Raw genomic sequence first — 13,515 nt, forward strand, 5'->3', positions numbered from 1 at the left:
TCGGGTTCAGCGGAAATGGCAGGCGACCAGGTGGCCGTCGGCCTTGCGCGGCGTGAGCACGGGCTGCTGCTCCTTGCACACGGCCTGCGCCATCGGGCAGCGGGTGTGGAAGCGGCAGCCCGAGGGCGGGTTCGCGGGGCTCGGCGGATCGCCCTGCAGCAGCATGCGCTTGGCGGGCGTGCGCGGATTGGGCACGGGCACCGCCGACAGCAGGATCTCGGTGTACGGATGGCGCGGCGCCGAGAACAGCGTGTCGCGGTCCGCGATCTCGACGATGTGGCCCAGGTACATCACGGCCACGCGGTGGCTGATGTGGCGCACCACCGCGAGGTCGTGCGCGACGAACAGGTAGGCGATGCCGAACTCGGCCTGCAGGTCCATCAGCAGGTTCACCACCTGCGCCTGCACCGACACGTCGAGCGCCGACACCGGCTCGTCGCAGACGATCAGCTTGGGCTGCAGGGCCAGGGCGCGCGCGATGCCCAGCCGCTGGCGCTGCCCGCCCGAGAATTCGTGCGGGTACTTCTTCGCCGCCTCGGGCCGCAGGCCCACGCGCGAGAACAGCCAGCGCACGCGCTCCTCGCGCGCGGCCGCGTCGGCGCCGCCGAAGTTGCGCAGCGGCTCGGCCACGATCTCGCCCGCGGTCAGGCGCGGGTTGAGCGAGGCGTAGGGGTCCTGGAAGATGATCTGCAGGTCGCGCCGGCGCTGGCGCATCTGCGAGGGCGACAGTCCCACCAGCTCCTCGCCGTCGAGCTGCACCGAGCCCGCGCTCGGCTCCACCAGCCGCAGCACCGACTTCGCGGTGGTCGTCTTGCCGCAGCCCGATTCGCCGACCAGCGCGAGCGTCTCGCCGCGCGCCACCGAGAACGAGACGTCATCGACCGCCTGGATCGGCGGCCGCGCCGGCCGCAGCCAGCGCTTGGGCGAAACATAGTGCTTGCGCAGCTCGTGCACGCGCAGCAGCGGCGCGGCATTGGTTGTCGTCGTCGTTGTCGTCGTTGTTGTCGTGCTCATGCCGCCACCTCCTGTTCGACCGAAGCCGTGGCCCAGCCTTCCTGCACCGCGAAGCAGGCCACCACGTGGCCGCCGTCGGCGTCGTTCGCATCGCCCTGGCGCGTGAGCCGCGGCGTCTCGTGCCGGCAGCGTTCGCGCGCCGAGGCGCAGCGCGCCGCGAAGGCGCAGCCGCGGCCCAGCTCGTGCGCGGCCGGCACCAGCCCCGGGATCTCGATGAGCCGCGTGCTCGCGGTATTCATCGCGGGCATCGAGGCCATCAGCGCGCGCGTGTAGGGATGCAGCGGCCGGTCGAACAACTCGACCACCTCGGCCTCTTCGACCTTCTTGCCCGCGTACATCACGACCACGCGGTCGCAGCTCTCGGCCACCACGCCGAGGTCGTGCGTGATCATCACCACGCCCATGCCCAGCTCCTTCTGCAGCCGCTTGATGAGGTCGAGGATCTGCGCCTGGATCGTCACGTCGAGCGCCGTCGTGGGCTCGTCGGCGATCAGCACCTCGGGGTTGCAGGCCAGGGCCAGCGCGATCATCACGCGCTGGCGCATGCCGCCCGAGAGCTGGTGCGGGTACTCGTTCACGCGCCGCTCTGGCTCGGGGATCTGCACCAGCCGCAGCATCTCGACCGCGCGCTGCAGCGCCTCGGCGCGGCTGGCCTTCTGGTGCAGCTGCACCGTCTCGGCGATCTGCCGGCCCACGGTCAGCACCGGGTTCAGCGAGGTCATCGGCTCCTGGAAGATCATCGAGATGCGGTTGCCGCGGATCTGGCGCATCTCGCGCTCGCTCAGCCGCATCAGGTCGGTGCCGCGCAGCCGCACCGCGCCCGCGTGGTGGCCCGGCGGCGTGGGCACCAGCCGCAGGATCGACAGCGCAGTCACGCTCTTGCCGCAGCCCGATTCGCCGACCACGCCGAGCGTGCGGCCGGCGCGCACGGTGTAGGACACGCCGTCGACCGAGCGCACCACGCCGGCCAGCGTGTGGAAGTGGGTGCGCAGCTCGTCGACCTCGAGCAGCGGCTCGCCGGTCGCGAGCGCGACGCGGGACAGGGGAGTGGTCATGGGGCGTCGTCCCTCAGAGTTGGCGCGCCAGGCGCGGATCGAGCGCATCGCGCAGCCCGTCGCCCACGAGGTTGATCGCGAGCACCGTGGCCGCGAGCAAGAGGCCCGGGTACAGGATGATGTGGAAGGCCACGGCGACGAAGTTGCGCCCCTCGGCCATCATGTTGCCCCAGCTCGGCGTCTGCGCGGGCACGCCCACGCCGAGGAAGGACAGCGCCGCCTCGGTCAGCACCGCGGCCGCCGCGACGAAGGTCGACTGCACGATCAGCGGCGCCACCATGTTGGGCAGCACGTGGCGCCACAGGATCGTCGGCAGCCGCGTGCCCACCGCATGCGCGGCCTCCACGAACAGCTGCTCGCGCAAGGTGAGCGCCAGCGAGCGCACCAGCCGCACCACGCGCGGTATCTCGGGAACGGTGATGGCCACGATCACGGTCGTGAGGCTGGCGCGCGTGACCGCCATCAGCGCGATCGCCAGCAGGATGCCGGGGATCGCCATCAGCCCGTCCATCACGCGCATCACGAAGCCGTCGATGCGGCGCACGAAGCCCGCCAGCAGCCCCAGCACGATGCCGAAGACGGTGGCCAGCACGGCGACCGAGGCGCCGACGATCATCGACACCTGGCCGCCCCACACGGCGCGGCTGAACACGTCGCGGCCCAGTGCGTCGGTGCCGAACCAGTGCTCGGCCGAGGGCGGCTGCATGCGCGCCAGCGGGTCGATGTCCTGCGGGTCGTGGGTGGCGATCCAGGGCGCGGCGATCGACAGCGCCGCCACCGCGAGCAGCAGCAGCAGGCCGACGATCAGCGTGGGGTGCTTGCGCAGCCAGCGGAAGCGCGGCGGGACGAAGGGCGCGATGTCGGCCTCGGTGCTGGCCGAAGTTGGGGGCGTGTCGCTGTCGCTCATGGGGAGTACGGTGGACATGGCGCGGTTCAGTACTGGATGCGCGGATCGAAGAAGCGGTAGCTCAGGTCGATCAGCAGGTTGATCAGCACGTACACGCCGGCCGACAGCAGCAGCACGCTCTGGATCACGGGATAGTCGTGGCGCTGCACCGAATCGATGACCAGCCGGCCCACGCCGGGGATCGCGAACACGGTCTCGGTGACCACCACGCCGCCGATCAGCAGCGCGATGCCCACGCCCACCGTGGTGGCGATCGGGATCGCCGCGTTGCGCAGCGCATGGCCCAGCACCGGCAGCACGCCCAGGCCCTTGGCGCGCGCGGTGCGGATGTAGTCCTCGTGCAGCACCTCGAGCACGGTGGCGCGCGTCATGCGCGTCACCAGCGCGATGTAGACCAGCGCCAGGTTCACACAGGGCAGCACCAGCCCGAGCAGCCAGTCGGCCGGGCTCTGGCCGAAGCGCACGTAGCCCTGCACCGGAAACCACGGCAGCTGGATCGCGAAGGCGTAGATCAGCAGGTAGCCGACCAGGAACACCGGCACCGAGAAGGCCAGCACCGCGAACAGCATCACCAGCCGGTCGATCCAGGTGCCGGCGCGGTAGGCCGCGAGCGTGCCCAGCGGCACCGCCACCACCAGCGTGATCGCCATGGTGAGCACCGAGATCGACACCGTGGGCTCGAGCCGCTGCCCGAGCAACTGCGACACCGGCACCTGCGTGAAGATCGAGGTGCCGAGGTCGCCGGTGGCGAGCCGGCCGAGCCACAGCGCGAACTGCTGCCACAGCGGCAGGTTGAGGCCGAGCGCGGCGCGCAGCTTCTCGATGTCCTCGCCGGTGGCGAGGTCGCCCGCGATCAGCGCGGCCGGGTCGCCTGGCGACAGGTGGATCAGCAGGAACACCACCACGGCGACCACCGCCATGACCGGGAGCGTCGAGAGGAACCGACGGAGGATGTAGCCCATGGCTTCGAGGTTCTCGTGGCTGGGGAGAAGGGCTTACTTGTCGAGCATCCAGACCGTCGGCATGCCGGCCCAGAGCTTGTCCACGCCCTTGAGGCTGGAGCGCGCGGCGAACGCGGCCGAGTACTGGCCCGCGTTGATGTAGGGCACGGCCTCGTAGGCGCGCGACTGAAAGGCGTCGAGCAGTTCCTTGCGCTTGGCCGGCACCGTCTCCTTGAGCCAGGCCGTGCGCAGCTCGTCGAGCTTCTTGTCGCAGGGCCAGCCCGGCAGGCTGTTGCCGCAGGCCGCGCTCAGGTAGGCGTTGGCGATCGGCGAGTTGGCGTCGAACTCGCCGGCCACCGTCACGTACATGTTCCAGCCGCCGGCCTCGGGCGCATCGCGCTTGGCGCGGCGCGCGCCGATCGAGGCCCAGTCCATGGTCTGCGCGTCGACGTTCAGGCCGATGCTGCGCATGGTCTGCGCGGCCATCAGCGCCTCGGCGTTGAGGTAGGGCACGTCGCTGGGCACCAGCAGCACCACCTTCTCGCCCTTGTAGCCGGCGTCGGCCAGCATCTTCTTGGCCTTGGCCACGTCGGCCTTGCGGAAGGGCTCGGCGCCGGCCGCGGTCTCGTTCGGGCTGCCGCAGATGAAGTAGGTGGCGCAGTAGCTCATGCGCATGTCCAGCGGATAGCCCATGGCCGCGACGAAGCGCTCCTGGCTCACGGCCTGCAGCAGCGCCTGGCGCACCTTCGGGTCGTTGAAGGGCGCGTGCAGCTGGTTCATCACCAGGAAGGCCTGGTAGGCGCCGCCCGAGCCGATCTTGACGTTGCTGTCGGTGCGCAGCGGCGCGATGTAGTCGGGCGGCAGCTGCTCGACCAGGTCGACCTCGCCGCGCTTGAGCGCCGCGACCGCGCTGTTGGCGTCGGGCAGGTAGAGCCACTCCACGCGGTCGAAGCTGGTCTTCTTGCTGCCCGAGAGCCCGCTCGGCGGTTCGCTGCGCGCCACGTAGTTGGTGTTGCGCACGAACACCGCCTTGTTGCCCGGCACCCATTCGTCGCGCTTGAAGACGAAGGGGCCCGAGCCCACGACCTCGGTCAAAGGCGCCGTGGCCGGCATCTTCGCGATGCGCTCGGGCAGGATCACCGGCGGAAAGCCCGAGGGCTTGGCCAGCCCGTCGAGCACCATGCCGAAGGGCTCGGTCAGCGTGAGCGTGAAGCTGTGGGCGTCGACCGCCTTCCATTCCGCGCCGCTGGCCACCATCGCGCGGCCCAGGCTGTCGCGCGCGGCCCAGCGCTGCAGCGACGCGATGGCGTCGGCCGAGGTCACGGCGCTGCCGTCCGAGAACTTCAGGCCCGGGCGCAGCGTGAAGCTCCACTGCTTGCCGTCCTTCGAGGTGCTGTACTTCTCGACCATCTGCGGCTGCGGCTTGCCGTTCGCGTCCTGCGCGAACAGCGTGTCGTAGACCATGTAGCCGAAGTTGCGCGAGATGTAGGCCGTGGTGAAGGTCGGGTCGAGGATCTTCAGGTCGGCATGCGCGACCACGCGCAGCGTCTTGGGCTGCTGCTGGGCCGGCGCGTGCAGGCTCGCCGTGGCGAGGGCGAGTCCGCCGAGACAGGCGGCGAGAAGGCGGCGTGGTGAAGTCATCGCGGAACTCCGTGGGCTGAGGAAAAGGGAAGGGAACGAGGGAGAAAGAAAAAACGAGGCGTCAGGCCGTGGCGCCGATCGGCCACTTGGGCAGCCGCGCCTTGCGGTAGGGCAGGGTGCTGAGGTCGAGCGTGACCGCGCCCGGCGCACCCGCGTAGATCACATGCCTGGCGACCTTCGAGTACGAGGCATAGAAGTGCTGCGAGGACTTCACCACCACGATCTTCTTGGCCGCGAGATCGCAGCCCAGTTGCGTGAAGAGGTCGGTGCCCATCGCCTGGTTGCGCAGCGTGATCAGCACGATCTCGATGCCGTTGGCTTCCACCAGCGCGCTGTCGCCCATCAGCACCGGCGTGCCCGCCAGGCCGGTCATCACCAGGTCGCGCTGCAGCGCCTTCACCGTGCACTCGAGGTCGATCGGGTCGCCCGAGAGCGGGCTGATCTTGCCGCCGATGCGCATCGTGAGCTTGGCGCCCACGCCCGCGTCGAAGGCGATGCGCACCGCGATCGGGTCCCACATCGGGCCCAGCGCCGCATTCGTGATGCCGCGCTCGACCATGCGGCGCAGGATGAAGGTCGAATCGCTGGCCGCGCCGCCGCCGGGGTTGTCGGCGCCATCGGCCAGCACCACCGGGCCGCCGTCGAAGGCCAGCGCCGCGTCGAGCGAGGCGTCGATGCCGGGGTAGGGGACCGTGAGCTCGTCGCGCATCGCGATCACCTCGTCGGCCAGCTGGCGCGCCAGGGCCTGCGCCTTGGCCGCGTCGCCGTCGGTGTAGACCAGCAGCTTGGTGCCCATCTCGGGCACGTCGCCCCAGGAGAAGCCGTGCGTGAGCGAGACCGAGAGCACGCCGTCCTTGCCCTCGAGCGACTGCATGCGCTCGACGAAGCCGCGCGCCGGCTGGCGCGAGGTGTGGACCGTCACGATCATGTCGCAGTCGACCATCGCGGCCACCGGCTTCACCTTGCCCTCGACCTGCGCCGCGCAGATGTCGACCAGCTCCATGCCGCGTTCGAGCACGTCGGTGTGCGGGTACTCCTTGAACGAGATCATCAGGTCGGCGTTGGCCACCATCTCGGGCGTGAGGTGGTTGTGCGGATCGAGCTCGGCGCCGATCACCACCTTCGGGCCCACGATCTCGCGCACCCGCTTCAGCAGGTCGCCTTCGCAGTCGTCGTAGCCGTCGGCCACCATCGCGCCGTGCAGGCCCAGCAGCACCATGTCGACCGGCAGCACCGCGCGCAGGTCGGCCAGCAGCTCGTCGCGCAGCGTCTCGTAGGCATGGCGCGTGGTCGTGCCGCTGGGCTGCGCGCCGGCCACCATGCCTTCGAACAGCGTCCAGCCGCGCTCCTTGCCGCGGATGCGCGCGGCCCACAGCGGGCCCGAGAACAGCGTCATCGCTTCGGGATGCTGGCCGGCGGGGAAGTAGCCGCGGTCCTTGAACGAGGCCAGGCCCGTGGGCATGGGCGCGAAGGTGTTGGTTTCGGTGGCGAGGGAGGCACTGAAGACACGCATGGGGTTTCTCTTGTTCTCGGGGTGGAGGGAAGAAGGAGGAAAGATGGGGCGTTGCCGCCTCAGGCCGCGACCTTGCTGCGCAGCCGCTGCGGCCCGAGCATCTCGGCCGTGAGCCCGAAGCCCGCGATGCGCTCGGGCAGCGGCAGCCCGCGTGCCAGCGCCGCGCAGGCCTCGCCCATCGCGGCCGAGGTCTGGATGCCGTAGCCGCCCTGCGCCGCGACCCAGAAGAAGCCCGGCGCCTCAGGATCGAAGCCGCCGACCAGGTCGCCGTCGGCCACGAAGGAACGCAGGCCGGCCCAGGTGCGCGTGGGGCGGCGGATCGAGAGCGTGGTCACCTGCTCGATGCGGTCGATAGCGATCGCGATGTCGAGCTCTTCGGGCTGGATGTCCTGCGGTTCCACCGGGTCGGCATTGGCCGGCGAACCGAGCAGCATGCCGGCGTCGGGCTTGATGTACCAGTCCTCGTCGGCGCCGAACACCATGGGCCAGCGCGCGGCCGTCGCGGCCTCGCCCTCGGGCGGCGCGAAGATGAAGGCCGAGCGCCGGCGCGGCTCGATGCCGATGGGGGGCACGCCCGCGAGCCGAGCCACGGTATCGACCCAGGCGCCCGCCGCATTGAGCAGCACCGGTGCCTCGTAGCTGCGCCCGCCGGCCTGCACGCGCCAGATGTCGCCCACGCGCTCGATGGCCGTCACGCCCGCGTCGCACACCAGCTGCCCGCCCGCGCGCCGCATGCCGCGCAGGTAGCCCTGGTGGATCGCATGCACGTCCATGTCGGCCGCGTCGGGTTCGTAGACCGCGCCGATCACCTGCTCGGGCCGCAGCGCCGACACCATCGCGCGCGCTTCGTCGGCACTGAGCCGGCGCGGATCGCCGGGCATGCCCTGCAGCACCTGCCAGTGCTCTTCGAGCTGCGCCTCCTGCCCCGGGCCCGCGATCATCATCGCGCCGCGCGGCGTGAGCAGCGGATGCTCGGCGAAGCCCGGCGGCGGGTTCTCGAGAAAGGCGCGGCTGGCCATCGTGAGCGCGCGCACCTGCGGCGTGCCGTAGCTCTCCATGAACAGCGCGGCCGAGCGGCCCGTGGAGTGGTAGCCGGGCTGGTTCTCGCGTTCGAGCAGGATCACGCGGGCATGCGGCGCGAGCCAGTGCGCCACCGAGGCGCCGGCGATGCCGCCGCCGATCACGAGGAAGTCGGCGGTGGCGGTGGTGTGTTCGGTCGTTGTCATCGCGGCGGAGTGTAGGAACAAATTTGCGTATCCGCAAATTATCGAAAGCCCTGAGTTCCTTTGACGTCGTCTCGTGCAGAGTGAGGACGCGGCGAGAGGCCCAGGACGCTCGTTGCACCATGGCGGTGAAATTTGCGTACTTGCAATTTGCGCATACGCAAATTCCGGGCCCGGCCGCGGCGGCCCGGCGGTGGAGGGGCGGCGGATGGACTGGCAGAATCCTGCGCATCACAAGAGAGAGCCAAGCGTGAATCCACATACAGGGACCAAGCAGGCGGCGAAGCCGAAGGAGGCCGCGCCCACGCTGGACCGCACCACTTTCGGTTATCGCCTGCGCACCGCGCGCAAGCGTTTCGGCTGGACGCTGGCGCAACTGGCCGAGCGTTCGGGCGTGTCGATCACCACCATCTCGCGCGCCGAGCGCGGCCAGCTTGCGCTGGGCTACGAGAACTTCACCGCCCTGGGCCGCGCGCTCGACATGGACATGAACGCCATGTTCGCGGGCGCCGGCGTCAAGCCCGCGCAGTTCGACGGCCCCGTCGTCACGCGCGCCGGCAAGGGCGTGGTGTACCGCGGCCTATCGATCGCCTACGAGTTCCTCGGCACCACGGCTGCCGGCAAGCAGATGAGCCCCATCGTCGGCGTGGTGCACGCGCGGCGCATCCACGGCCCCGAGGACTTCGTGCGCCACTCGGGCGAGGAGTTCGCCTATGTGCTCTCGGGCGAGATCGAGGTGCACTTCGACAACGGCGAGGTGGTGCGGCTGGGGCGCGGGGATTCGCTCTATTTCGACAGCCGGCTCGGGCATGCGTACATCAGCGTGAGCCGGCAGCTGGCGAAGATCGTGGGGATGACGATCGGGGAGAGCGGGCACATGAAGTCGGCGCGGGAGGCGCCGGAGGTGGAAGCCGTGGAGGCGGTGGCGAAGAAGAAGAAGGGCCGCGCCAGCAAAGCTTGACGGCGGCGCAATGCCGACCGGCGGCCCGGGTCTATCCGGGCCCGAACTCCCATCTAATTCTCGCCGCGTAGCATCCGCGCCGCCCACGATGAAGCGATGCGCCGTACGCAAACCCGGCCGGGCAGGATGGACGAATGAACACGAGAAACAAGATCGCGACGCTGCTGGTCGTCGCGGCTGCTGCCGTTGGCGCGGCCTTTGCCTATGCGTGGGAGCCGGCCATCGCGGCCTTGCCCGCGCCACCGCCGCCAAGCGGCGACCAGGCGCTGCTGGTGCGAGGTTCGCACGTGGCCAGCACAGGCGACTGCATGGTGTGCCACACGGCCGCCAACGGCAAACCCTTCGCGGGCGGCCTGCCGCTCAACACGCCCTTCGGCACGATCTACAGCACCAACATCACGCCCGATGCCGAGACCGGCATCGGCACCTGGTCGCTCGAGGCCTTCACGCGCGCCATGCGCGCCGGCGTGTCGCGCGACGGGCACCTGCTGTACCCGGCCTTTCCCTATCCGCACTTCACGCGGATGTCGGACGAGGACATCGGCGCGCTCTATGCGTACCTGATGGCGCGCACGCCGGTGCATGCGCCGGCCAAGGCCAATCAGCTCACGTTCCCGCTCGGCTTTAGGCCGCTGGTCGCGGGCTGGAACCTGCTGTTCCTGCAGAAGGGCCCGCTGCCCGCGTCCGCCACGGCGCAGTCCGACGAATGGCTGCGCGGCCGCTATCTGGTGGAGGGCGCGGCGCACTGCGCGGCCTGCCACACGCCGATGAACCTGCTCGGCGCCGAGAAAGGCAGCCAGCCCTTCGCGGGCAACCTGATCGACGGCTGGGAAGCGCCGCCGCTGAATGCGCTGGCCAGCGCGCCCAGGCCGTGGACGAAGGAGCAGCTCGTGTCCTACCTGCGCACCGGCCTCGCGAGCGAACACGGCGCGGCCGCGGGGCCGATGCTGCCGGTGACGCAGCACCTGGCCGACGTGCCCGAGTCGGACGTGCGCGCGATCGCGACCTACATCATGGGCCTGCAGCCCGCGGCCCCCGCCGCGGCGCAGGCCGAGCCGGCCAAGGCGGCTGCGTCGGCTTCGGTCGCCGCCGCGGCAATGCCCGCGGGCCAGCGCGTCGATGCCGGTGCCGCGCTGTTCAACGGCTCGTGCGCCGGCTGCCACGGCGCCGCGGCGCCCATGCGCACCATCGGCGACCGGCCCGCGCTCGGCCTGAGCACGGCGGTCAATGCCGACAGCGCACGCAACGCCATCAACCTGGTGCTGGGCGGCAACCCGTGGGGCGGTTCGGCATCGGCGCACTACATGCCGCCGTTCGCGGATGTGCTGAGCGACGAGCAGATCGCCGAGGTGCTGCGCTACGTGCGCGCCAGCGCCACGCAGCGTCCGGCCTGGCCCGACCTGCAGAACGAGGTTGCGAAGGTTCGCAAGGAGAAGGAGGCACTGCCGAAATGATCACGCTCACCGTCAACGGCGTCGACCACGCGCTCGACATCGATCCCTCCATGCCGCTGCTGTACGCACTGCGCAACCACCTCAAGCTCAACGGCGCCAAGTACGGCTGCGGCCTCGGCCAGTGCGGCGCCTGCACCGTGATCGTCGACAAGCGCCCCGTGTTCTCGTGCCTGATGCCGGTGTCGGCGGTGGGCAAGCGCGCGGTGCGCACCATCGAGGGCCTTGGCAGTGCCGACAAGCCGGCGCCGATCCAGCAGGCCTTCATCGAGCAGCAGTCGGCCCAGTGCGGCTACTGCATCGCCGGCATGGTGATGCGCGCGCAGGCGCTGCTCGACGAGCGCCCGGGCGCCGACGAGGAAGAGATCCGCCAGCACATGCAGCCCAACCTCTGCCGCTGCGGTACCCATATGCGCATCGTGGCCGCGATCGTCGAGGCATCGAAGACGCTGGCCGGCACCGCGCGGCAAGGAGCATCGCGATGAGTCGCCCCGCACAGTGGCATGACGCCGCGCTGCGCAACCCGAGCCGGCGCCACTTCCTGGCCGCGGGCTCGCTCACCGTGAGCTTCTCGCTGTGGCCCGGCGCCGCCGCGCTGGCCCAGCAGGGCAAGCAGGCCACCGAGGCGGGCGCGCCCAGCGCGCTCGATGCCGGCACCGCCAAGCTGCCGGGCGACCTCACCGGCACGCCCATGCTCGATGCCTGGATCCGCATCGACGAGCAGAGCCGCATCACCGTGTGGACCGGCAAGGCCGAGCTCGGCACCGGCATCCGCACCGCCTTCACGCAGATCGCCGCAGAAGAGCTGGGCGTGGCCTTCGAGGCGGTGCACCTGGTGACGGCCGACACCGCCGTCACGCCCAACGAGGGCTACACGGCCGGCAGCCATTCCACGGCCGACAGCGGCACCGCCATCCTCAACGCGGCGGCGCAGGTGCGCGTGCTGCTGGTGGGCTCGGCCGCCGGCAAGCTCGGCGTGGCGGCCGACACCCTCAGGTTGCGCGATGGCGTCATCTCCGCCCCCGACGGGCGCACCCTGAGCTACGGCCAGGCCGTGAGCGGGCTCGACCTGCACCGGCGCGCCGAGCCGCGCTCCGAACTGGTCGATCCGAAGCAGCACCGCGTCATCGGCCAGTCGCACCGGCGGCTCGACATCCCGGGCAAGGTCACGGGCGGCGCGAGCTACGTGCAGGACATGCGCCTGCCGGGCATGGTGCATGCGCGCATGGTGCGGCCGCCGTCGTACGGCGCCGTGCTGACCGGCATCGACAGCGCGGCCGTCGAGAAGATGCCGGGCGTCGTCAAGGTGGTGCGCGACGGCAGCTTCCTGGCCGTGGTGGCGCAGGACGAGTGGCAGGCCATCCAGGCCATGCGCGCGCTCACCGAGGCCGCGCGCTGGCAGGAGAGCGCTTCGCTGCCCACGCCGTCCACCATTTACGACACGTTGATGAAGCTGCCCCGGCAGGAGATCCACGTCGGCGACCGCCATGGCGAGACCGTGCCCGCGGCCAAGACCCTGCATGCGCGTTTCACCAAGCCCTACCTCGCGCATGCGTCGATCGGCCCCTCGTGCGCCGTCGCGCAGTTCGACGCGCAGGGCAAGCTCACCGTGTGGACCCATTCGCAGGGCGTGTTCCCGATGCGCGGCGCGCTGTCGGAACTGCTCTCGATGAAGCCCGAGGACATCCGCTGCGTGCATGTGGAGGGCTCGGGCTGCTACGGCCACAACGCCGCCGACGATGCAGGCGCCGAGGCCGCGCTGATCGCGCGCGCCGTGCCGGGTCGGCCGGTGCGGCTGCAATGGATGCGCGAGCACGAGTTCACCTGGGAGCCCTTCGGGCCCGCGATGGTCACCGACGTGAAGGCCTCGCTCGACGCCAGCGGCCGCGTGGTCGACTGGCAATACGAGATCTGGAGCAACTCGCACAACCAGCGCCTGGACAACGCCGGGCGCTTCATCTCCGCGCAGTACCTCGCGAAGCCTTTCACGCCGGCGCCGCCCAAGCCCATTCCCATGCCCGAGGGCGGCGGCGACCGCAACAGCCTGCCGCTGTACAACTTCGCCAACTACAACGTCGACCACCACTTCCTGCCCGATATGCCGGTGCGTGTGTCGGCCATGCGCGGCCTCGGCGCGTACATGAACGTCTTCACCATCGAGAGCTTCATGGACGAGCTGGCCGCCGCCGCGGGGGCCGATCCGGTCGAGTTCCGGCTGCGCCACCTCGACGACCCGCGCGGGCGCGACGTGGTGCAGCTCGCGGCGAAGAAGTTCGGCTGGGACCCCAGGCGCAAGCGCGTACCGAACCGCGGCGTGGGCTTCTCATTCGCCCAGTACAAGAACCTGATGAGCTACCTCGCGCTCGCGGTCGAGGTGTCGATCATGCCGGAGACCGGCGAGATCCGCATCGAGCGCGCCATCGCGGCCATCGACTGCGGCCAGGTCGTCAACCCCGACGGCGTGCGCAACCAGGTCGAGGGCGGCATCCTGCAGTCGGCCAGCTGGACCCTGTACGAGCAGGTGCAGTACGACGCCCAGCGCATCCGCAGCTACGACTGGAGCCGCTATCCGATCATGCGGTTCTCGGATGTGCCGCGGAAGGTGGAGGTGCACATCATCGATCGGCCCGGGGCGCCGTTTCTGGGGACCGGCGAAGCATCGCAGGGGCCGGCGCCTGCGGCGTTGGGGAATGCGATTGCGGATGCTACGGGGCGGAGGTTGCGGGGGTTGCCGTTGGCGGCGGGGCGGAGGCTCAAGGAATACAACCAGGGCTGAGGCCGTGGAGCTTGGCGGCGGGCGCCGCGCGCC

Annotated in this window: 11 protein-coding genes; 4 read left to right on the forward strand and 7 right to left on the reverse strand. The window is 70.5% G+C overall.

Annotated elements, in window-relative coordinates; genetic code table 11:
* Nucleotides 1-6: 6 nt before the first annotated feature.
* From AC07RV_RS11995 to AC07RV_RS12025, 7 genes are all read right to left on the reverse strand, one after another.
* A complete protein-coding gene (locus AC07RV_RS11995) occupies nt 7-1,014 on the reverse strand; it encodes an ABC transporter ATP-binding protein (RefSeq protein ID WP_296781630.1) in 1,008 nt (335 codons plus the stop codon).
* Entirely contained in the window at nt 1,011-2,069 is a 1,059-nt protein-coding gene (locus AC07RV_RS12000; protein WP_296781631.1) for an ABC transporter ATP-binding protein, read from the reverse strand. Before AC07RV_RS12000 ends, AC07RV_RS11995 begins: the two co-directional genes overlap by 4 nt.
* Nucleotides 2,070-2,082: 13 nt before the next feature.
* Nucleotides 2,083-2,976, reverse strand: a complete 894-nt coding sequence (locus tag AC07RV_RS12005; protein ID WP_296781684.1) for an ABC transporter permease — start codon at nt 2,974-2,976, stop codon at nt 2,083-2,085.
* Between the two features lie 26 nt (nt 2,977-3,002).
* Nucleotides 3,003-3,938, reverse strand: a complete 936-nt coding sequence (locus AC07RV_RS12010) for an ABC transporter permease (protein ID WP_296781632.1) — start codon at nt 3,936-3,938, stop codon at nt 3,003-3,005.
* 33 nt (nt 3,939-3,971) lie between these two features.
* On the reverse strand, nt 3,972-5,558 hold the full coding sequence (locus tag AC07RV_RS12015; RefSeq protein WP_093349074.1) for an ABC transporter substrate-binding protein: 1,587 nt from the start codon (nt 5,556-5,558) through the stop codon (nt 3,972-3,974).
* Nucleotides 5,559-5,619: 61 nt separating this feature from the next.
* The gene (locus AC07RV_RS12020; RefSeq protein ID WP_296781633.1) at nt 5,620-7,071 is read right to left on the reverse strand and encodes a M81 family metallopeptidase; all 1,452 of its coding nucleotides are present in this window, start codon (nt 7,069-7,071) and stop codon (nt 5,620-5,622) included.
* Nucleotides 7,072-7,130: 59 nt separating this feature from the next.
* Nucleotides 7,131-8,297, reverse strand: a complete 1,167-nt coding sequence (locus AC07RV_RS12025; RefSeq protein ID WP_296781634.1) for an NAD(P)/FAD-dependent oxidoreductase — start codon at nt 8,295-8,297, stop codon at nt 7,131-7,133.
* Between the two features lie 247 nt (nt 8,298-8,544).
* Here AC07RV_RS12025 and AC07RV_RS12030 point away from each other — a divergent pair, with 247 nt between their 5' ends.
* The 4 genes from AC07RV_RS12030 to AC07RV_RS12045 all read left to right on the forward strand — a co-directional run bounded on the left by AC07RV_RS12030 (nt 8,545) and on the right by AC07RV_RS12045 (nt 13,482).
* A complete protein-coding gene (locus AC07RV_RS12030) occupies nt 8,545-9,255 on the forward strand; it encodes a helix-turn-helix domain-containing protein (RefSeq protein ID WP_296781635.1) in 711 nt (236 codons plus the stop codon).
* Nucleotides 9,256-9,389: 134 nt separating this feature from the next.
* Nucleotides 9,390-10,709, forward strand: coding sequence for a cytochrome c (locus AC07RV_RS12035; RefSeq protein ID WP_296781636.1), 1,320 nt, complete (start codon nt 9,390-9,392; stop codon nt 10,707-10,709).
* Nucleotides 10,706-11,191 (forward strand): (2Fe-2S)-binding protein, encoded by a 486-nt coding sequence (locus AC07RV_RS12040; protein ID WP_208508813.1) that lies wholly within the window; start codon nt 10,706-10,708, stop codon nt 11,189-11,191. The genes AC07RV_RS12035 and AC07RV_RS12040 overlap by 4 nt, the downstream gene beginning before the upstream one ends.
* Nucleotides 11,188-13,482: a xanthine dehydrogenase family protein molybdopterin-binding subunit gene (locus tag AC07RV_RS12045; protein ID WP_296781637.1), complete on the forward strand. Its 2,295-nt coding sequence runs from the start codon at nt 11,188-11,190 to the stop codon at nt 13,480-13,482. The genes AC07RV_RS12040 and AC07RV_RS12045 overlap by 4 nt, the downstream gene beginning before the upstream one ends.
* Nucleotides 13,483-13,515: the final 33 nt, after the last annotated feature.

This window comes from Variovorax sp. GW821-FHT09B01, assembly GCF_059418345.1.

Bases quoted from the DNA above. Each gene is read 5' to 3' on its own strand.
- AC07RV_RS12020 (WP_296781633.1), bottom strand. From the start codon at position 7,071: ATGCGTGTCTTCAGTGCCTCCCTCGCCACCGAAACCAACACCTTCGCG.
- AC07RV_RS12045 (WP_296781637.1), top strand. From the start codon at position 11,188: ATGAGTCGCCCCGCACAGTGGCATGACGCCGCGCTGCGCAACCCGAGC.
- AC07RV_RS12040 (WP_208508813.1), top strand. From the start codon at position 10,706: ATGATCACGCTCACCGTCAACGGCGTCGACCACGCGCTCGACATCGAT.
- AC07RV_RS12035 (WP_296781636.1), top strand. From the start codon at position 9,390: ATGAACACGAGAAACAAGATCGCGACGCTGCTGGTCGTCGCGGCTGCT.
- AC07RV_RS12015 (WP_093349074.1), bottom strand. From the start codon at position 5,558: ATGACTTCACCACGCCGCCTTCTCGCCGCCTGTCTCGGCGGACTCGCC.
- AC07RV_RS11995 (WP_296781630.1), bottom strand. From the start codon at position 1,014: ATGAGCACGACAACAACGACGACAACGACGACGACAACCAATGCCGCG.
- AC07RV_RS12000 (WP_296781631.1), bottom strand. From the start codon at position 2,069: ATGACCACTCCCCTGTCCCGCGTCGCGCTCGCGACCGGCGAGCCGCTG.
- AC07RV_RS12025 (WP_296781634.1), bottom strand. From the start codon at position 8,297: ATGACAACGACCGAACACACCACCGCCACCGCCGACTTCCTCGTGATC.
- AC07RV_RS12010 (WP_296781632.1), bottom strand. From the start codon at position 3,938: ATGGGCTACATCCTCCGTCGGTTCCTCTCGACGCTCCCGGTCATGGCG.
- AC07RV_RS12005 (WP_296781684.1), bottom strand. From the start codon at position 2,976: ATGAGCGACAGCGACACGCCCCCAACTTCGGCCAGCACCGAGGCCGAC.